This window comes from Maritalea mediterranea, assembly GCF_021568695.1.
Taxonomy (GTDB): Bacteria; Pseudomonadota; Alphaproteobacteria; order Rhizobiales; family Devosiaceae; genus Maritalea; species Maritalea mediterranea.
Window position 1 is genome coordinate 226,842 of sequence record NZ_JAKGTI010000001.1, and the last position, 19,352, is coordinate 246,193.

Genomic DNA, 19,352 nt, shown 5'->3' on the forward strand with positions numbered 1-19,352 from the left:
ATCCGGTAATCCATGCAGCACCAACGGTTACACAGGAGCGTCAGTCTCTTTGCGCTCGGCCCGCGTCACTTTACAAAATCAAACGCATCCACATCAAACAGCCCATAATCGGTCATCTTCAAATGGGGAATCACCGGCAGTGCCAAAAAGGCCACCTGCAAAAACGGCTCGGGCAGGGTGCACCCCAGCCCATGCGCCGCATCGCGCAGCTTTTCTAAAGCATGGGCCACCTCTTCAAAGGGCAGTTCACTCATCAGCCCGGCAATAGGCAGCGCCAGCTCCGCCAAAATCTTGCCCTCATGCGCCACGCAAAAACCGCCGCGCATGTCAATGATGCGGTTGGCGGCGGCGCTTAGATCGTCCGGATTGGTGCCCACCAAAGTGATGTTGTGGCTGTCATGGCCCACCGAAGAGGCAATCGCCCCCTGTTTCAAACCAAATCCTTTCACAAAGCCATGGCCAATATTGCCATTTCTGCCATGCCGCTCCACCACGCTGACTTGAATAGCGTCCTGCGCCGTGTCTGGACTTAATATGCCGTCCTCGCGTGGCAATACGCCCTCTTCACGATAGGTGAGGATCAAACCTGGTTTGACCCCCATCATCGGGGTCAGGTTTTTCCCTTCACTGGCCGGCACTTTAAACTGATCCGGCGTGGTCTTTTGTGCCTTCATCGACTGAAGTCCAATCGGCTCTAGCGACGGCCGTGCCGCAAAAGCAGCTTCGTCCACCAACTGGCCGGATTTGATCACATCGCTCACAGCGCACTGCTCCAGATCATCTAGCAACACAATGTCCGCAAGCCAGCCCGGCGCGACAATACCCCGATCATCAAGACCGAAAATGCGCGCTGCCGAATGGCTCGCCGCGCGATATACATGATGCGTTGGGCAGCCTTTGGCGATCAGGCGGCGGATTAAACTGTCCAGATGGCCTTCCTCATGAATATCCAGCGGATTGCGGTCGTCGGTGCATAGCCCCATAAAGCTGGAGCTTTCCGCGGTCAGCACCTCGGCCAGCGCATTCAAATCCTTTGATACAGAGCCTTCGCGGATCAAAATCGCCATGCCTTTGCGCATCTTCTCCCGCGCTTCATCGGCGGTGGTGCACTCATGGTCCGTGCGAATTTTCGCCGCCAGATAGCCGTTCAAATCATCGCCGCGCAGCAATGGCGCGTGGCCATCAATATGCCCATCCTGAAACGCCAGCAGCTTGTCGAGCACTTCATCATTGGTGTTGATCACGCCGGGAAAATTCATAAATTCCGCCAACCCGATCACGCTCGGATGATCCCGATAGGGCAGCAAATCTTTGATCAGTAATTCCGCACCAGACGTTTCGAACGCGGTGGCGGGCACGCAGGAGGACAGATTGACCTTGATGTCCATCAAGCTGCGATCCGACGCGTCGAGGAAATATTTGATCCCGTCCGCGCCCAGCACATTGGCAATTTCGTGGGGGTCGCAAATGGCGGTGGTCAGCCCGTACGGCAACACACAACGGTCAAACTCCATCGGCGACACCAGCGAGCTTTCAATGTGCAAATGCGTGTCGATAAAACCTGGCACGGCAAAGCGGCCTGCCCCGTCAATCTCGCGATCACTCTCATATGTGGAATGGGTGCCCACAATACGGTTGCCGACGATAGCGATATCGCTGGTGGCAATGTCGCCGGTGATGATATCGAGCAAGCGCACATTTTTGATCACCAGATCCGCATTGCGCTGGCCCGCGCCCGCCTGAATCATTTTGGCCAGTTCTGCCTTATCCATCACCAATTCCCCAAGCATATTATTTTTATCGTTTGGTCAAATATTATAACGTTTTCAATACAAATAGAAAAGGGCGGGTCAAAAGACCCGCCCTTAAAATCTACCAAGCTATTCAGCCCTTATTGCGGCAGCTTGTCGTCTACGCCTTCAACATAGAAGCCCAGGCCAAGCAATTCGCCATCTTCGGCCACTTCGCCTTCTTCAAGCCACACGGTGCCGTCCTGCTTTTTCACAGGGCCGGTGAAGGGCTTCAACTCGCCTGAAATGATGGCGGCCTCGGTGGCTTCCGCCATGGCTTTCACATCTTCAGGCATGTTGGTGTAAGGGGCCATTTCAAGAATGCCTTCGGCCAAACCATCCCAGGTTGACTGGCTTTCCCATGTGCCGTCCATCACGTCCTGCACGCGCTTGATGTAGTAAGCGCCCCAAGTGTCCACAATCGCAGTCAACTGTGTCTCTGGACCCGCCGCAATCATGTCAGAAGCCTGACCAAACGCCTTGATGCCACGCTCTGCTGCCACCTGCATCGGCGCAGTGGAGTCAGTGTGCTGGGTCAGTATATCAACGCCCTGGTCGATCAGCGCTTTGGCCGCATCGGCTTCTTTACCGGCGTCAAACCATGTGTTCACCCAAACCACTTTCAGCTTGAAATCCGGGTCCACACTTTGGGCACCCAAAACAAAGGCGTTAATGCCTTGCACAACTTCCGGAATCGGGAAGGAGGCAATATAGCCAGCCACGCCTTTTTCACTTACGCTCGCCGCAATCTGGCCCAGAATATAACGACCCTGATAAAAGCGTGAGTTGTAGCTCGTCACGTTTTCGGCTGTTTTATAACCAGTGGCGTGCTCAAACTTCACGTCCGGGAAGCGCTCGGCCACGGCCATGGTCTGGTCCATAAAGCCAAAGCTTGTGGTGAAAATCAGCTCACAGCCAGAGCGGGCAAAACGTTCGATAACGCCTTCAGCCTGCGGGCCTTCCGCCACATTTTCAATGTAAGGGGTTTCAATTTTGTCGCCAAAATGCGCTTGCAATTCCTGGCGGCCAATATCGTGTGCTTGGGTCCAGCCCCCGTCGGTTTTTGAACCAACATAAACAAAGCACACTTTCATGGGATCTTCCGCCATCGCGGAAGCGGCCATGCCCAGTGACATGGCGGCCACGCCGGCCAATCCGATCAGCAGTTTCTTCATCTCTTCACCTCCAAAGTTTGATTTGGCAACATGCCAAATCATGTTTTAACGGTCAGGCACAAAGGGCCGACCAAGCATTGCGGGCGTGTTGATCAATGTCGCCCGAACATTTTGTGAGATCAGCACCAACACCACTATCGTTGCCAAAAATGGCAATGCTGTGAGCAATTGTGAGGGCACTGCAATTCCTAGCGCTTGCGCGTGTAATTGTCCGATAGATACCGCACCAAACAAATATGCGCCAGCCAAAACACGTGCGGGTCGCCAAGAGGCAAACACCACCAGCGCCAGCGCAATCCAGCCGCGTCCTGCGGTCATATTTTCCACCCATTGCGGCGTATAAACAAGCGATAAGTGGCCGCCTGCCAACCCGGCACAGGCACCGCCAAACATCACCGCCAGATAGCGATAGCGCAACACCGGAATGCCCAGCGCGTGGGCCGAATGATGATTGTTGCCGATGGAGCGCAGGGTGAGCCCGGCGCGGGTGCGGAACAAAAACCAGCTCACGCCGATCACCAGCGCAATTGAGATGTAAAAGATGGGGTCCTGACCAAAGATTAGCGGCCCGATCAGCGGTATATCGCTCAAAACTGGCAGGTCCAAATTGCCCAGCTTTTTACCCGCTTGCCCCACAAATTTTTCGCCCATCAAGCTGGATGCGCCGAGGCCTAGAATGGTCAGTGACAGACCTGTGGCAACTTGGTTGGCAGCCAGCGAAATGGTGAGAAAAGCAAACAGCAGCGAGGTGAGCACGCCAAGCGCGATGGCCGCCAAAACCCCGATCCAGGGATTGCCGGTTAAGCTGGCCACCACAAAGCCGCCCACAGCGCCCATCACCATCATGCCTTCAACGCCAAGGTTCAACACCCCGGAGCGTTCCACCACCAGTTCGCCAATCGCGGCGATCAAAAGCGGCGTCGCAGCGGTGGCAATGGTCAACAAAATGGCTTCTGTCATGCCCATTATGCGGCTCCCTTATGCGCAGCGCCAAATGTCAGGCGGATTTTATAAAGAATGAGCGTATCGCACGCGAGCACGAAGAACAGGATCAGGCCTTGAAACACCCGTGCAATCTTGTCGGAAAGCCCCAAACTGATCTGTGCCGCCTCGCCACCCAGATAGGTGAGGGCCAACACAAGCCCGGCAACGATCGCCCCAATCGGGTTCAACCGCCCCAGATAGGCGACAATAATAGCCGTAAAGCCATAGCCGGGCGACACGGTGGGGCGCAGTTGCCCGGTGGCCCCGGCCACTTCAATAATGCCCGCCAGCCCGGCACAGCCGCCCGCCAGCAAAAAGGCAAAAAAGATCATCTTTTGCCGATCAAATCCGGCAAATTGCGCGGCCTTGGGGCTGGTGCCGATCACCTTGACTTCGAAACCTTTCAGGCTTTTGGCCAGCATAATCCCCAGCGCCACCGCCACAATAATGGCGATCACAAAGCCCCAATTGGCGCGCCCGTCGGCGGGGATCATTTCAGGGATGCGCGCCCATTCGTGAAAGCGCCGAGATTCAGGAAAGTTCATTCCTTCCGGGTTGCGCCAGGGCCCGCGCACAATCCAGTCGAGCAGCATTTGCGCCACATAAACCAGCATCAGGCTGGTCAAAATCTCATTTGTTTTGAATTTGGCTTTCAACAAAGCCGGAATAAAGCCATAAAGCATGCCGCCCAAAATGCCGAAAATCAGCATCAGCGGCAGGATCAAAAAATTCTGTACGTCCGGCAGCAGGATGGGCAAGGCCGCGCCAAAAATGGCACCGACAATCATTTGCCCTTCGGCGCCAATATTCCAATTGTTCGATTGAAAGCAAATGCAAAGCCCAGCGCCCATCAGGATCAGCGGCGCGGCTTTGATCAGCAGTTCATGCACGCTCCACATTTCGGAGACAGGTTCGATGAAAAACGCATATAAAGCCCGATCCGGCGCTTTGCCGAGAGCCGAAAACATGATCGCCCCGGCAATCAATGCCAGAAACAGCCCCAAAAGCGGCGATAATATCCGCATGGAAGGGGCCGGCGCGCTACGTTTGATCAGCTCCAGCCTCATGCGTTCGCTCCCGCCGCATGTTCAAACACGCCCGTCATCTTCAGCCCCACTTCATTGCGGTTGGTTTCGCCCGTTGGCACAAAGGTCGATAATTCGCCCTCGGCCATGGTGGCCAGCCGGTCAGAGATTTCAAAAAGTTCGTCCAGATCTTGCGAAATCACCAAAATGGCCGCCCCTTCTGCCGCAAGATCGATCAGATTTTGCCGCAATTGGGCGGCCGACCCCGCGTCAACGCCCCAGGTGGGCTGGTTGACGATCACCAGCTTGGCCCCCGCCATCACTTCGCGGCCCAGCACAAACTTCTGCAAATTCCCGCCGGATAGTGACATGGCTGGAGGGTCTTCATTGCCCTTGCGGACATCGAACATTTCCGTGATTTTGTCTTTGATTTTGCGGGCCGTGCTGTGGCGGATAAAAGGTCCGGTCTCCAAATCTTTCTCCAGCCCGTGCCGCGTCAGCACCACATTGTCCGAAAGGCTCATTTCTGGCACCGCCGCATGGCCCAGCCGTTCTTCAGAAACAAACATGGCCCCCAGTTTGCGCCGCTGCAAAATCGACAAATGGCCTACGGGCACCCCATCAATCTTGATCATATCTGGCGCGGTGGCACGCTCGCCTGAGAGCGCAGCGAACAATTCGCTTTGTCCATTGCCGGCAATGCCGGCAATGCCAGCAATTTCGCCTTTGCGCACACTAAAATTGACATTTTTCAGGCTGGTTTCAAAACCCGTCAGTCCGGTCGCTGAAAGCCCCTTGACCTCGAGTACCACCTCAGCACTCTCACTGCCTGTGTTGCGCGGCGCGATTTCGTGAATGTCGTCCCCAACCATCATTTTCGCCAAACTCAATGTGGTTTCGTTGGCGGGCACGCAATCCGCCACCACTTCCCCATGGCGCAAAATGGTGGCTTTCTGGCAAAGCGCTTGCACCTCGGCCAGCTTATGCGAAATATAAAGAATGGCCGTGCCTTCGCTCGAGAGGCGACGCAGCACCTTGAACAGATCTTCAGATTCCTGCGGCGTTAAAACAGAGGTGGGTTCATCCAAAATCAGCAATTGCGGCTCTTGCAACAGGCAGCGCACAATCTCCACCCGTTGGCGCTCCCCAACCGATAAATCGTGAATGCGCGCGCCGGCTTTCAAGGGCAACCCATATTCCTTTGAAATGGCCTCCAGCCTTCGGGCAATATCTGACAATTTTTGATCTTTGGGCATGGCTAGAGCGATATTTTCCGCCACGGTCAAGGCGTCAAAAAGCGAGAAATGCTGAAACACCATGCCAATGCCCAACGCACGGGCTTCGGCCGGATTGCCAATAACCACCGGTGCACCCTGCCACAAAATGCGCCCCTCATCCGGCTGTAAGCTGCCGTAAAGCATTTTGACCAGTGTGGATTTGCCCGCGCCATTTTCGCCCAACAGCGCATGAATTTGGCCCGGCTCAATCGTCAAATCAATGCGATCATTGGCCTTGAAACTTCCATAATATTTGGAAATGCCCTCAAGCTGAAGCAAATGCTTCGCGCCAGTTTGCGTCATGAAATCCTGCCCATATGCCCTCGTTGTGAGGGATTATGACGTTTTCATGATTTTTGCGCAAGCGGCTTGAAAACAATTGTGGATAATTTGACCATTTGGCAAAAAGTGTTGTCGCTTAAACCTTGTAGCCAATCCGCAATCCGCCCCAGTGCTGACCCTCAATATAGAGCGGCACCGAGGCATCCTTCATCAGCACAAATTCGCCATTGCCCATATCCCGGCGATAGGTTTGCAGCAAAAAGGGCTTTGTGTTTTGTCCAGCTGAAAGACCTGTCCGGTCATCAAAGATGCGACGGTTGCGGCAATTGGCGGCGTTCCAAACCGGATCATCAGAGGGGGGCTTGGAATAGATTTTATTGTGGGTGGGCAAATAGCCGTTTACGTCCACGGCGGCGCTGAAGGCAATCCGCGGATCTGCCTGCTGAACCTTTTCAAAAATGGGCTGCCAATGGGCATCGGTCCAGTCCACATATTCGGTGAAATATTGGATAGGGTCGGTATTGGGGATTTGCTTATATTGGCGATCAAAAGCCGCACGTCGGCTCAATGCCCCCTGTTGGATCGCCTGTTGCATCAACGCTTCAATTTGCCGGGCGGCCTTTTCGCAGATGCGGATGATTTTGGTGTCGCCGGTTTCCACCCCCGATTGGGCGATAAACACCATCAAATCTTCGGAAATATCTAAGATGGAATCTGCGCGGCGTTGCAAGGTGCCCAACTGCTTTTCAAAATGTTTGACGCTCTGGTCCAGATCGCTCAATTCCTCATTGATCGAGGTTGATGCTCTTATATTTTCATGCACCGGCGCGCGCAGCGCCTCAATGTCTTTGACCAGCTTGGAAACACTTTGAGATAAATTGGTGAGCTGGGTGCTGGCCTCGGTGGCGGCGGCAGTGTCTTCAATAGCCTGTGTGGCCGTTTGGGCGCTGGCCTGGCTTCGATCCTGCAACCCGCTTAAAACCTCCACCAACTCTTCAAGGCTCTGGGCATTCTGATCAGCAAACCCTTGAATCTGATCCGCCAGTGTTTTCACAGAGGCGGCGATCACGGCAAAACCGCGGCCCGCATCTCCCGCACGGGCTGCTTCCACACTTGCATTAAGCGACAATAATTGGGTCTCTCGTGCAATCTGGCCAATGGCACGGCTGGCCACGCGCACTTCTTGCACATTATTGTCAACGCTGGTGAGGCTTTCCTTCAAGTTGAGGCTGTTGTTGCTCAACTCCTGCATGCGGTCGGTGTTTTTATGGATGGTGTCGTGTATCTGCTGTGTGCTGGCGGTCAGAATACGCTCCGCCTCCTCGGCAGATTGTACTGCTTCTGCCATAGAGTTCGACAATTTGGTGGTGGTGTCGAGCACTTGACCTGACGTGCGCGTGACTGAACTGACATTTTGCGCTTGTTGCACACCAAGCGCGGCCAATTCGCTGGCCACACCATTGACGTCAGCGATTTCAATGCCCAGCCGTTCAACGCGATGACCGATATCGGCCATGGTGTTGTTGTCTGCCGGGGTTAATTCATGCTTCGCCGCTGCGTTCACAATACTGACCCATCTCTTTGCAATTGCAACCGCAGTTTAGTGAAAGAAAGGTAACGAAAGGTTTACGTTAATAAACATTGAACAAAAAGACCGCCGAACGGCGGTCTTGATTGATTTGCAAGCTAAAAGCCGGATCTATGAGAAGATCATCAAGGGTTTTTCCAGCAGCGATTTGACCCGCTGAATAAACACAGCGGCATCATAGCCATCCACCACGCGATGGTCGAAGCTCGAAGAGAGGTTCATGATTTTTCGCGGCACGAATTTCTCCCCATCCCACTTTGGCATGGTCATCATTTTATTGACGCCCACAATCGCCAGTTCCGGGTGGTTGATCACCGGCGTGTTCACCACCCCGCCCAGGGCCCCGAGCGAAGTGATGGTGATGGTCGAGCCGGTCAATTCTTCGCGCTTTGCGCTGCCATCCTTGGCCGCTTGGGCCAACCGGGCGATCTCTTTGGCGCTTGACCACAAACCGTGATTTTGTGCATTTTTCACAACCGGCACCATCAAGCCATTATCAGTTTGTGCGGCAATGCCCATATGCACATGTTCAAACTGATGCACAATGCCCTTATCATCATCAAAATGGGCATTGATGCCGGGTTGTTCCGCCAGCGCGGTGACCATTGATTTCATCAAAAACGGCAGAAGCGTCAGCTTGGTCTGATGCTCTTCCTTTTGCGCATTCAGGCTCTGCCGCAGCCCTTCCAGCTCGGTCACATCAATTTCTTCCACATAAGTAATGTGTGGAATGCGGGCATTGGCGACGCTCATCTTTTCGGCAATCATCCGGCGCAGCCCGACAATTTTCACATCCTTTGTGGGTTCATTGCCGGTGCCTGCATAAGGCGCGGCAGGCGTTGATGCGGCAGCGCTGCCGCCTTTGGCCTGCTGGCTCAGCAAATAGCGGTCCAGATCTTCATGGCTGATGCTGCCTTCCGGTCCGGTGCCGTTAAATTGGCTCAAATCCAGATTGAGGAATTTTGCGCGGTTGCGCACCGCCGGGGCCGCCAACACTTTTTCGCCAGATGCGCGCGGCGGCAAAACTTCAGCTTTGCTGTCGGCGATTGGTGTCGCAGCGGGCTTCGCCTCGTGTGTCTCGTCTTTTTCAATCACCTGAATGTCGGCATCATGCGACCCGCTTTCCCCATCCAGGGTCGCCAGCTTCACAATCTCTGATCCCACCGAAACCGTATCGCCAACCTCTGCGCCCAGCCAGGTAATTTCGCCTTGCACCGGCGACGGAATTTCCACGGTGGCCTTGTCGGTCATCACCGCGCCCAGCACTTCATCCTCAGCGACCATGTCGCCGATTTTGACATTCCATTCCACCAGTTCAGCTTCGGCTACCCCTTCGCCCACATCCGGCAATTTGATCACATAGCTGCCTTTGGTGCTGCCTTTTCCAGAATCGGCTGACGGTGCGGCCTCAGTTTCTGCAGGCTTTTCCGCGGCCTCGACTGAATCGATCTGGGCGTCGCTGGTGTCATCTTCGTCGCCAAGGGTGGCCAGTTTCACAATCTCCGACCCAACGGAAACCGTATCGCCCACCTCGGCACCCAGCCAAGTGATCTCGCCTTGCACCGGAGAGGGGATTTCGACGGTGGCTTTGTCGGTCATCACCGCGCCGATCACCTCGTCTTCTTTCACCACATCACCGACTTTAACGTGCCATTCCACCAACTCGGCTTCGGCCACGCCTTCGCCCACATCAGGCAGTTTGATAATATGCGTACCCATTATTGTGCCTCCACAACGCGTTTCAGCGCCTTGCCAACTCGTTTCGGACCGGGGAAATAGTGCCATTCCTGCGCGTGGGGATAGGGGGTGTCCCACCCGGCCACCCGCAGCACGGGCGCTTCCAAATGGTTAAAGCAATGCTGCTGCACCAATGAGGTCAACTCGGCACCAAAGCCTGAGGTCAATGTGGCCTCATGCAACACCACGCAGCGACCGGTTTTTTTCACGGAATTGACAATCGTATCCAGATCCAGCGGCAGCAATGAGCGCAAATCAATGATCTCCGCGTCAATATTGTTTTCCTTGGCCGCGGCCTGGGCCACATAAACCATCGTGCCATAGGCCAGGATGGTCACATCCATGCCCTTTTCCACTACCTCTGCTTTGCCGATCGGCACTGTGTAATGACCTTCCGGCACTTCGCCCTTTTCGTGCTTGGCCCAGGAGGTCACGGCATTTTCATGGTGACCATCAAACGGGCCATTATAAAGCCGCTTCGGCTCCAAAAAGATCACCGGATCATCATCTTCAATCGCCGCGATCAACATGCCTTTGGCATCATAAGGGTTCGAGGGGATCAGGGTTTTCAACCCGCTCACATGGGTAAAAATCGCCTCTGGGCTTTGCGAGTGGGTTTGCCCGCCAAAAATGCCGCCGCCGGTGGGCATGCGGATCACAATCGGGGCGGTGAACTGTCCGTTGGAGCGGTGCCGAATGCGTGCCGCTTCCGAAACAATCTGGTCATAGGCCGGCAGTACATAGTCGGCGAACTGTATTTCAATGCAGGGCCGCTTGCCATAGGTCGCCATGCCAATGCCGGCGCCTACAATGGCGCTTTCATTGATTGGCGCATCGAAACAGCGATGCTTGCCATATTTCTTTTGCAACCCTTGGGTGCAGCGGAACACGCCGCCGAAATAGCCCACATCTTCCCCGAACACGACCACATCCTCGTCCATGCCCATCTTCACATCCATCGCATCGCGGATGGCTTCAATCATCGTCATTCGTGCCATGATCTATGCCTCAAATTCCAAACGTTGACGGACCAGATGATCGGGCATTTCTTTATAAACGCCTTCAAACATCTTCTCGGGATCAGGGCCTTTGCCGCGATTAAGCGTGCCATATTTTTCGGCCTCTTTTTGCACCGCGATCACTTCGCTTTCAATTTCAGCCATTGCTTGGGTGTGTCGCTCTTCAGACCAAGCGCCTTTCTTGATCAGGTGCAGTTTCAAGCGCTCAACCGGATCCCCCAACGGCCAGGCATCGCTCTCTTCTTTCGGGCGATAGGCGGAGGGGTCATCCGAGGTGGAGTGGGCCGCCACGCGATAGGTCACCCATTCAATCAGGGTCGGGCCGAGATTGCGTCGTGCCCGCTCAGTCGCCCATTTTGAGGCGGCTAGCACGGCCAGATAATCATTGCCATCCACCCGAAGGGACGGGAAGCCATAGCCATGGGCACGGGCGGCAAATGGGGCATTGCGCCCACCAGCCAAGCCGTTAAAGGAGGAGATGGCCCATTGGTTGTTCACAATATTCAATACAACAGGTGGCTGATAGACCGACGCAAACAACATGCCGGAATGAAAGTCGGTTTCCGCGGTCGACCCATCACCGATCCAGGCCGAGGCAATCTTGTCATCACCTGAAATGGCAGAGGCCATGGCCCAGCCAACAGCTTGCACATATTGGGTGCCCAAATTACCGGAGATCGAGAAAAACCCATGATCTTTGAAGGAATAAAGACACGGCAATTGGTGCCCATCGAGATTGTCTTTTTCGTTCGAATAGATCTGGCAGATCATGTCAAACATAGAACATCCATCGGCAATCAACAGGCCCTGTTGCCGATAGGTGGGGAAATTCATATCGCCCTTGCGCATCATGCGCTGAAAGCCGGTGGCAATCGCTTCTTCACCCAGACATTGGGTGTAGAAACTGGTTTTGCCCTGCCGCTGCGCCGTCAGCATCCGCGCATCAAAAATGCGGGTTTTCATCATGTCTTTCAGGCCGCGCAGCAGGCTTTCATCGTTCAGATCATCGCCCAAAAACTCGGCCCAGGGACCAACCGCATTGCCTTTGCGGCTCAATACCCGCACGATTGAATAGGCCAGATGGCGCATATCTTCCGGCTTGGTGTCAATGGCGGGGCATTCAACTTCCCCGGCTTTGGGCACTTCAATATAGCTGAAGTCCGGCGCGTCACCCGGACGGCCCGGCGGTTCGGGAATGGAAATGGATAGCGGACCGGTGGCTTTCGGCATTTTCTCGTCAGACATGATCATCTCCTCCGGCACTTAAAGTGCACGACATCGCGCAATCGAACCGAACGCGGTACTGTATGGTTTGGGGAGATTGGTCAGTTATACTGACTTTATTTTAAACCCTAGCTCCCCCCAATTATGCATATATTGGCACAAGCTTTGCGCAGTTTCTCACTAAAATACAGCTTGAACTATACGCCCGTTAGCGATTAATCTCAATATCCATGTCGATTTTGGAGAAAAAATGAAGCTCGACGCCATTGATCGTAAGATTGTCGCCATTTTGCAGGAAGAAGGGCGCATGCGCACCAACGAGCTGGCGGAAAAGGTCGGCCTCTCGCCAACCCCCTGCGCCCGCCGGGTGGTGGCGCTGGAAGATCGGGGCGTCATCACAGGGTACACGGCGTCAGTCAATCAGGAAATGCTGGGCCTGCCCATCTCCATTTTCGTTTCCGTCGAATTGGACAATCAGCGCGCCGAAGCGTTGCAGCTTTTTGAAAAAGAAGTGCAGACTTTTGATGAGATTATGGAATGTTTCATCATGACCGGCAGCCAGGATTTTTTAATGCGCGTGGTCGCGGCAGATCTTGGCTCCTATGAACGTTTTTTGCAGGAAAAGCTCACCCGCGTCCCCGGCATCCGCTCCATCCGCTCCCGTTTCGCCCTCCGCCGCATTATCAAGCGTGACCGCTTGCCCAATTTAAGCCATTAAGAAACGGCTTCCACCTGCGGGGTAAACATATAACCAGCACCATAAACGGTACGGATCAGCTTGGGATTTTTGGCGGTGTCTTTCAGCTTTTTCCTGAGCCGCGAGACCTGCGCGTCGATGGAGCGGTCAAAACTGCCGTCCCCATCCTGATCGTAAAGATCCATCAATTGTTCGCGCGACAACACTTTGCCGGGCATGCCCAAAAAGGCTTTCAGCAAACGCGCATCTGCGGCGCTCAAAATTTCGGATGTGCCGTCCTTGTAGCTGAGCTCAAAGGTGGAAAAATCCACCTGCCAATCGCCAAATTTCAGCTTGTCGCCAAGGCTGGCAGTGGCGCGGGGGTGCGCCTTTTCCACCCGCCGCAACAAGCTGCGGGCGCGGGCGGCCAGCTCAATCGTGTTCACCGGTTTCACCAGATAGTCATCGGCGCCAAAATCAAGGCCAAGCACCCGGTCGCCCAATGCCCCGCGTCCGCTCACCACAATGGTGGGGATGTTTAATTGGCCCACCGTATCACGCAGCAACATCAGCGCGTCGCCATCGGGCAGCGACAGGTCCAAAATGCACAGGTCCGGGGTTTGCTCCAGCAGCGCAGCATCAAAGCTTTTGATGGTTTCAAACGCCTGCACGTCAAACTTTTGCGCCGTCAGCTCGCGGGCATAAAGCGCGCGCACATCCGCGTCATCCTCCAAAATATAAATCAGTTTCTGATTCATATGGCGCTTTGTTCCTCCCGTGCTGGCGATGCCTGGGCCTCAGCGGCAAGGATCGCCCGGGCGAGACTATTGTGCTCAAACGGTTTGCGCAATATGGGGCAATTTAGACCTTGGTCAAAGTCGCTCTTGGCCAGATTGGCGTGGCCGGTCATCAGGATCAGCCCGATATGCCCGAAATTGGCCCGCACATGGTGCCCCAGCTCCATGCCGCTCATCCCGCCGGGCATGGCAATGTCAGAAAGCACCAGTTCAATGCCGCTCACCTCATCCATCAGTTCCATGGCCTCGGCAGCATTTTCTGCTTCCAGCACCGCATAGCCAAGCCCCACCAGCTCGCGCCGCAGCACCGCGCGCACTTCATCCTGATCATCAACCAGCAGCGCCAACGCGCCTTGCTTATGGGGCAGTTGTGGCACCTCCTGTTCGGCCTCGGCCTGTGTGGGGGCGGCTACCGCAGGAATACTGATTTCAAATTCGGTACCCAAATCCATAGCGCTCGACACCGCAATGTCCCCGTCCGACATTTGTGCAAAACTTTGCGCCATTGAGAGACCAAGCCCGGTGCCGCCAGAATGGAGTTTGGTGGAAAAGAAGGGGTCAAATATCTGTTTTTGCACCTCTTGGCTCATGCCTGTGCCATTGTCGCGACAGTGAATTTTAATGTGTTGGTCGGGTCCGGCCGCTAACCGCAATTCAATCAAGCCATGGTCTTTTCGTGCGCTTTCTTCAATCGCCGCCTGCGCATTCAATGCCAGATTCAACAACGCATTTTCCAAAGCGCCAGGGTCCACCTTGGCCCATAATTCTTGATCGGGCAGGTCAAGCCGCAATTGCGTTGTGGCGGGCAGGGAGGGTTTCAACAAGTTCGCCACTTCCTCAACCGCTTCATTCAAATTGACCACTTTCGGGTCCAGCGGTTGCCGCCGCGCCACGGCCAGCAATTGCCGGGTCAGCTCCGCGCCGCGCTTGGCTGCGCGCAAAGAGGGGGCCACCATTTCGTCGCGCAAATGGGTGTCTTCCATTTGCTCCGCGAGTGGCCGCAAATTGCCCAAAATGATGGTCAGCAAATTGTTGAAATCATGAGAAATCCCGGCAGAAAGGCGCCCAATCGCCTCCATCTTTTGCGCTTGCGACAAAGCGGCAGCAGCCTGCTTGTGACGGGTGAAATTGATCGAGAGCACATAAAAGCCGCGCACCGATTTGTCGGCGCGAACATCGGGCCGCAAAAAGACGCGAATTTCCAGCTTGCGCCCGTCCTCATGGTCGAACTCAAGATCAAACTCCACCGCTTCCCCGGCTTTGGCGCGGGCGAAATAGGGGGCGGAATCCTCATGCATATGCGGCGACAAAATCTCCTGACTTTTGTGCCCCACAATATCATCCACCGATTGACCATAGCTTTGGGCGAACCTGCGATTAACAAATTGAAACACTTCATCCTGATCGAGATAGGCAATGCCCGCGGGCACCTCATTGGCGATCAGCCGTAACCGTTCTTCCGAGCGGCGCAAATCGCGCGTTTGCGCATTGATGCGCTTTTCCAGCTCAATTTCATAGCGGCGTTGCTGGGTGATATCGGTGTAAATCGTGGCAAAGCCGCCCATGGCCAGCGGCGCGCCCGAAACGCGGATCACACGGCCATTGGGGCGCACTCGCTCCACGGTGTGGGCCCGAAATTCTCGCGCCACCCGCACCCGTTCGGCCACCTGCTCTTCCACGTCGCCAGGGCCATATTCCCCATGTTCGGAATTATAGCGAATAAGGGTTTCAAACTTGGTGCCACGGGATAAAAGCCGATCAGGGACATCGAGCAATTCACCCAGTCTTTTATTGGCGAAAACCAGCTCTAAATTCTGGTCAAACACAGTGATGCCCTGATCAATATTATCAAGGCCCGCTTCAATTTGCATCAATAGTTCAACGGCTTGACTGTCGCTGATCTCCTGGTCGCCCATGCCGATCTGTCCTCCCCCGCCCACCTGTCACAATTGCGTACAATTCGGGCATAATCTGGCAATCCCCTTTGGTTAAAACGTGGATAAAGGCATTGCACTTGATTGAGCTTATAGACGAAACTCAAAATCAAAAATGGTCAAGCGCCTTTGGGGAGGAAAATTGTGACAGAACCAACAAAGATGTTGGACGTATCCAACATTTCTTTGCGTTTTGGGGGCGTGAAAGCGCTCACCGATATTTCATTTCACGTTAATGAGGGCGAGATTTTCTCGCTGATCGGCCCCAATGGTGCGGGCAAAACATCCATGCTCAATTGCATTTCCGGGCGCTATAAGCCGCAGGAAGGCGCGATCCTGTTCGATGGCAAGGATTTGCTGGCACGCTCTATCAATGACCGCGCTAAGATTGGCATTGGCCGGACCTTTCAAAATTTGGCGCTCTTCTCCCATATGTCGGTGATCGACAATATTCTGGTGGGGCGCCACCATATGATGAAAAACAATTTCCTCACAGGGATGTTTTATTGGGTCGGTGGCGCGCAAAAAGAAGAGGCCGAGGCCCGCGCGGAAATTGAAGACATTATCGATTTTCTTGAAATTCAACATGTGCGCAATGAGCCGGCGGGGTCTCTCTCTTATGGGTTGCGCAAGCGGGTGGAATTGGCACGCGCCATCGCCATCAAACCCAAACTTATTCTCCTCGACGAACCAATGGCGGGCATGAACCTCGAAGAAAAAGAGGACATGGCCCGCTACGTCATCGAGCTCAATGAGCAATATGGCATCACCGTGGTGATGATTGAGCACGATATGGGCGTGGTCGTTGATATTTCCCACCGCGTGGCGGTGCTCGATTTTGGCCAGAAAATTGCTGAAGGCCTGCCCCATGATGTGGTGGAAGATGAACAGGTCAAAACAGCTTATCTCGGCGTTGATGATTTCTCCTTGGATGATGAAAAGGAGGCGATGTAACCATGTCTACGCTTACTGAAAAATCCGGCAATGACATCAAATGGGCTGATGGCAGCCACCATTTAAACGCGGTGAAAAACGCCGACACTTTGCCCAAATTGCTCGCCGCCAACGCCAAAGCCCATCCCAAAGATGTGGCCCAGCGCGAAAAAGACTTTGGCATCTGGAATGAGATCACTTGGAGCCAATTCAACGATCATGTGGCCAAAATGGCCCTGGCCTTTAAAGAATTTGGCCTGGCCCCCGGCGACGTGGTGGCGCTGATTGGCGACAACCGCCCGGAATGGGTGTGGGGCGAGGTGGCTGCCCACGCCAACCAGGCCATGAGCATGGGGATCTATCGTGACGCGCTGGAAGATGAGATCGAATATCTGATCAATTATGCCCAGCCGAAAATTGTGGTGGCGGAAGATGAGGAGCAGGTGGACAAGTTTCTCATGCTCGAGGATCGCATTCCGTCGATCCAGAAAATCATCTATCATGATAAGCGCGGCATGCAGAAATATGACGATCCGCGACTGATCTTTCTGGCCGACGTTGAACAGATTGGCGCGGATATTCTGGCCAAAAATCCCAACGCTTACGATGAGATGGTGGCGCAAACCAATAGCGACGACGTAGCAGTGCTCTGCACCACATCGGGCACCACCTCCAACCCCAAACTCTCCATGTGGAAACACTCCGCCTTTTTGGGTCACGCGGTGAATTATCTCAAAGCTGATCCCATGAGCGCCGGCGATGAATATCTGGCTGTGCTGCCGCTCTCCTGGGTGATGGAGCAAATGTATTCCGTGGCGTGGAATCTGGTGGCGCGGATGATTGTTAATTTCCCTGAAAGTCAGGATACGGCCATGGCCGATCTGCGCGAAATCGGGCCGCACTTTGTGCTGCTCAGCCCGCGCGTTTGGGAAGTGGTGGCCGCTGATATTCGTTCGCGGATGATGGAGAGCTCCCCTTGGAAACAAAAGATTTTTGACTGGGGCGTTAAACGCGGTCTAGACGCGCTGGAAAAAGGCGAGCGCGACCAACTCGCCGAGCTGACATTGTTCCGTGCCTTGCGCGACCGGTTGGGCTTTTCCCGTCTAAAATCCGCTGCCACCGGTGGCGCGGCCATGGGGCCGGACACGTTCAAATTCTTCCAGGCGATGGGCGTGCCCCTTAAGCAGCTTTATGGCCAAACCGAAGGCCTAGGCGCCTACACCATCCATAAATGGGATGAGGTGGACCACAATTCCGTGGGTTATCCGATGCATGACTGCACCATTTCCATCATCAATCCCGATCATGAGGGCTTGGGCGAGATTGTGGTCAGCCACCCCAATTTGATGAGCGGTTACTATAAAAACCAGGAAGCCACCGACGAGACCTTCGATGAAAAGGGACGGTTCCTCACCGGTGATGCAGGCTATCTGGACGATAAGGGCCATCTGGTGGTGATCGACCGGATCAAGGATCTCTCCGAAACCAGCACTGGCACCCGCTTCTCACCGCAATTCATCGAGAACAAGCTGAAGTTCTCCACTTTTGTGGCCGAAGCGGTGATTTTGGGCAAAGACCGGCCGTACCTGACGGCCATGATCTGCATTCGCTATCCGATTGTCTCGAAATGGGCCGAGCAGCGGCGCATTGCCTTCACCACCTACACCGACCTGTCAGCACGGCCCGAAATCTATGAACTGATGCGCGAAGAAGTGGAGCGGGTGAACGAAACACTGCCCGAAGCCCAGCGCATTCAAAAATTCGTGCTGCTGTATAAAGAACTCGACGCTGATGATGGCGAATTGACCCGCACCAAAAAAGTGCGCCGCGGCGTCATCGCCGAGAAATATGCTGACATTATCGGCAAGCTCTATTCCGATGATGAGCGGGTGGATATCGACACGGTGATTTCCTTCCAGGACGGCACCAAACAGCGCATCAAAACCTCGCTGAAAGTGGAAAATTTGAGCGAAGCGCCAAAAGCATCTGAACAAAGGAGCCTTGCCTCATGAAATGGGATCTTTTCTTCCAGCTCTTAGTCAACGGCCTGATTGTGGGCATGCTCTATGGCGTTGTGGCCATGTGCTTTGTGCTGATCTACAAATCCACCCAAGTGGTGAACTTTGCGCAAGGTGAATTTCTGGTGCTTGGCGCATGGGTGTGCCTGGCGCTGGTCACCAACATGCAATTGCCGTTCTTCCTCGCCTTTATCTTTACCCTGATCTTTATGGTCGCCTTCGGTATCATTGTGCAAACGGTGATCTTAAGGCCCTTAATTGGCGAACCGATTATCTCGGTGATCATGGTCACCATTGGCCTGTCGATCTTTATGCAGGCACTAATGAATTGGATTTTCGGTAATGACGCCAAACGGTTCCCGGATGTGTTCGGGACAACAGACGTGGTGAATATTGCCGGGCTGAATGTGGAAGTGGCCTATTTGCTCTCCCTTGTCCTGTCCATCGTGATTATGGGCGTATTTTTCTGGTTCTTCCGCTTCACCCGGCATGGTCTGGCCATGCGCGCCACCGCCTTTGATCAGCAAATTGCCCAAAGCCTTGGCATTTCGGTGAAACAAACTTTTGCCATGGCCTGGGCCATCTCGGCCATGGTCTCTGGCGTGGCGGGCATTGTGATCGGCATTGTGAACTCCGTTTCGAACTCCCTAGCCTTTGTTGGCATCAAAGTGTTCCCGGCCGTAATCCTCGGCGGGCTCGACTCCATTGTCGGTGCCGTTGTCGGCGGCATTATTGTCGGGGTTTTGGAAAACCTCGCCGAGTTTGTTGACGGGCAATATCTACAGTTCGGCAATCTCTACACCATCGCGCCATTCTATGTGCTGATCATTATTTTGATGATCAAACCCTATGGCTTGTTTGGCACCAAAGACATCGAACGCATCTAACGCAAA

The 19,352-nt window shown here is 54.4% G+C and carries 15 protein-coding genes; 4 read left to right on the top strand and 11 right to left on the bottom strand.

All coding sequences use genetic code 11. The annotated features are described in order from the left end of the window. Positions 1–65 precede the first annotated feature (65 nt). The 9 genes from ade to L1I42_RS01170 all read right to left on the bottom strand — a co-directional run bounded on the left by ade (position 66) and on the right by L1I42_RS01170 (position 12,122). A complete protein-coding gene (ade, locus tag L1I42_RS01125; protein ID WP_236112659.1) occupies positions 66–1,772 on the bottom strand; it encodes an adenine deaminase in 1,707 nt (568 codons plus the stop codon). 119 nt (positions 1,773–1,891) lie between these two features. Further along, positions 1,892–2,965: a BMP family ABC transporter substrate-binding protein gene (locus L1I42_RS01130; protein ID WP_236112660.1), complete on the bottom strand. Its 1,074-nt coding sequence runs from the start codon at positions 2,963–2,965 to the stop codon at positions 1,892–1,894. A gap of 45 nt (positions 2,966–3,010) precedes the next feature. Then, on the bottom strand, positions 3,011–3,931 hold the full coding sequence (locus tag L1I42_RS01135) for an ABC transporter permease (RefSeq protein WP_236112661.1): 921 nt from the start codon (positions 3,929–3,931) through the stop codon (positions 3,011–3,013). Then, positions 3,931–5,016, bottom strand: a complete 1,086-nt coding sequence (locus L1I42_RS01140; RefSeq protein WP_236112662.1) for an ABC transporter permease — start codon at positions 5,014–5,016, stop codon at positions 3,931–3,933. Before L1I42_RS01140 ends, L1I42_RS01135 begins: the two co-directional genes overlap by 1 nt. After that, complete coding sequence (locus tag L1I42_RS01145; RefSeq protein WP_236112663.1) at positions 5,013–6,554, bottom strand: ABC transporter ATP-binding protein; 1,542 nt, start codon at positions 6,552–6,554, stop codon at positions 5,013–5,015. Before L1I42_RS01145 ends, L1I42_RS01140 begins: the two co-directional genes overlap by 4 nt. A gap of 115 nt (positions 6,555–6,669) precedes the next feature. Next, positions 6,670–8,097, bottom strand: a complete 1,428-nt coding sequence (locus L1I42_RS01150; protein ID WP_236112666.1) for a methyl-accepting chemotaxis protein — start codon at positions 8,095–8,097, stop codon at positions 6,670–6,672. Between the two features lie 135 nt (positions 8,098–8,232). Then, on the bottom strand, positions 8,233–9,840 hold the full coding sequence (locus tag L1I42_RS01155; RefSeq protein WP_369413048.1) for a 2-oxo acid dehydrogenase subunit E2: 1,608 nt from the start codon (positions 9,838–9,840) through the stop codon (positions 8,233–8,235). Further along, entirely contained in the window at positions 9,840–10,856 is a 1,017-nt protein-coding gene (locus tag L1I42_RS01165) for an alpha-ketoacid dehydrogenase subunit beta (RefSeq protein ID WP_236112667.1), read from the bottom strand. The genes L1I42_RS01155 and L1I42_RS01165 overlap by 1 nt, the downstream gene beginning before the upstream one ends. Positions 10,857–10,859: 3 nt before the next feature. Continuing rightward, the gene (locus tag L1I42_RS01170) at positions 10,860–12,122 is read right to left on the bottom strand and encodes a 3-methyl-2-oxobutanoate dehydrogenase (2-methylpropanoyl-transferring) subunit alpha (protein WP_439651456.1); all 1,263 of its coding nucleotides are present in this window, start codon (positions 12,120–12,122) and stop codon (positions 10,860–10,862) included. 229 nt (positions 12,123–12,351) lie between these two features. Between L1I42_RS01170 and L1I42_RS01175 the strand changes: the two genes are divergently transcribed. Next, complete coding sequence (locus L1I42_RS01175) at positions 12,352–12,819, top strand: Lrp/AsnC family transcriptional regulator (protein WP_236112668.1); 468 nt, start codon at positions 12,352–12,354, stop codon at positions 12,817–12,819. On the opposite strand, the gene L1I42_RS01180 is transcribed toward L1I42_RS01175, so the two are convergent. Beyond that, the gene (locus L1I42_RS01180) at positions 12,816–13,535 is read right to left on the bottom strand and encodes a winged helix-turn-helix domain-containing protein (RefSeq protein WP_236112670.1); all 720 of its coding nucleotides are present in this window, start codon (positions 13,533–13,535) and stop codon (positions 12,816–12,818) included. The two genes, L1I42_RS01175 and L1I42_RS01180, sit on opposite strands and share 4 nt — an antisense overlap. After that, complete coding sequence (locus L1I42_RS01185; protein WP_236112671.1) at positions 13,532–15,490, bottom strand: hybrid sensor histidine kinase/response regulator; 1,959 nt, start codon at positions 15,488–15,490, stop codon at positions 13,532–13,534. Before L1I42_RS01185 ends, L1I42_RS01180 begins: the two co-directional genes overlap by 4 nt. A gap of 180 nt (positions 15,491–15,670) precedes the next feature. Between L1I42_RS01185 and L1I42_RS01190 the strand changes: the two genes are divergently transcribed. From L1I42_RS01190 to L1I42_RS01200, 3 genes are read left to right on the top strand one after another with little or no spacing between them, the layout of a single operon-like run. Next, positions 15,671–16,462 carry an ABC transporter ATP-binding protein gene (locus L1I42_RS01190; RefSeq protein ID WP_236114144.1) on the top strand — a complete coding sequence of 264 codons (792 nt, stop codon included), beginning with the start codon at positions 15,671–15,673 and terminating at the stop codon, positions 16,460–16,462. A 2-nt stretch (positions 16,463–16,464) separates the two neighbouring features. Further along, complete coding sequence (locus tag L1I42_RS01195) at positions 16,465–18,453, top strand: long-chain fatty acid--CoA ligase (RefSeq protein WP_236112672.1); 1,989 nt, start codon at positions 16,465–16,467, stop codon at positions 18,451–18,453. After that, entirely contained in the window at positions 18,450–19,346 is an 897-nt protein-coding gene (locus L1I42_RS01200) for a branched-chain amino acid ABC transporter permease (protein WP_236112673.1), read from the top strand. The genes L1I42_RS01195 and L1I42_RS01200 overlap by 4 nt, the downstream gene beginning before the upstream one ends. Positions 19,347–19,352: the final 6 nt, after the last annotated feature.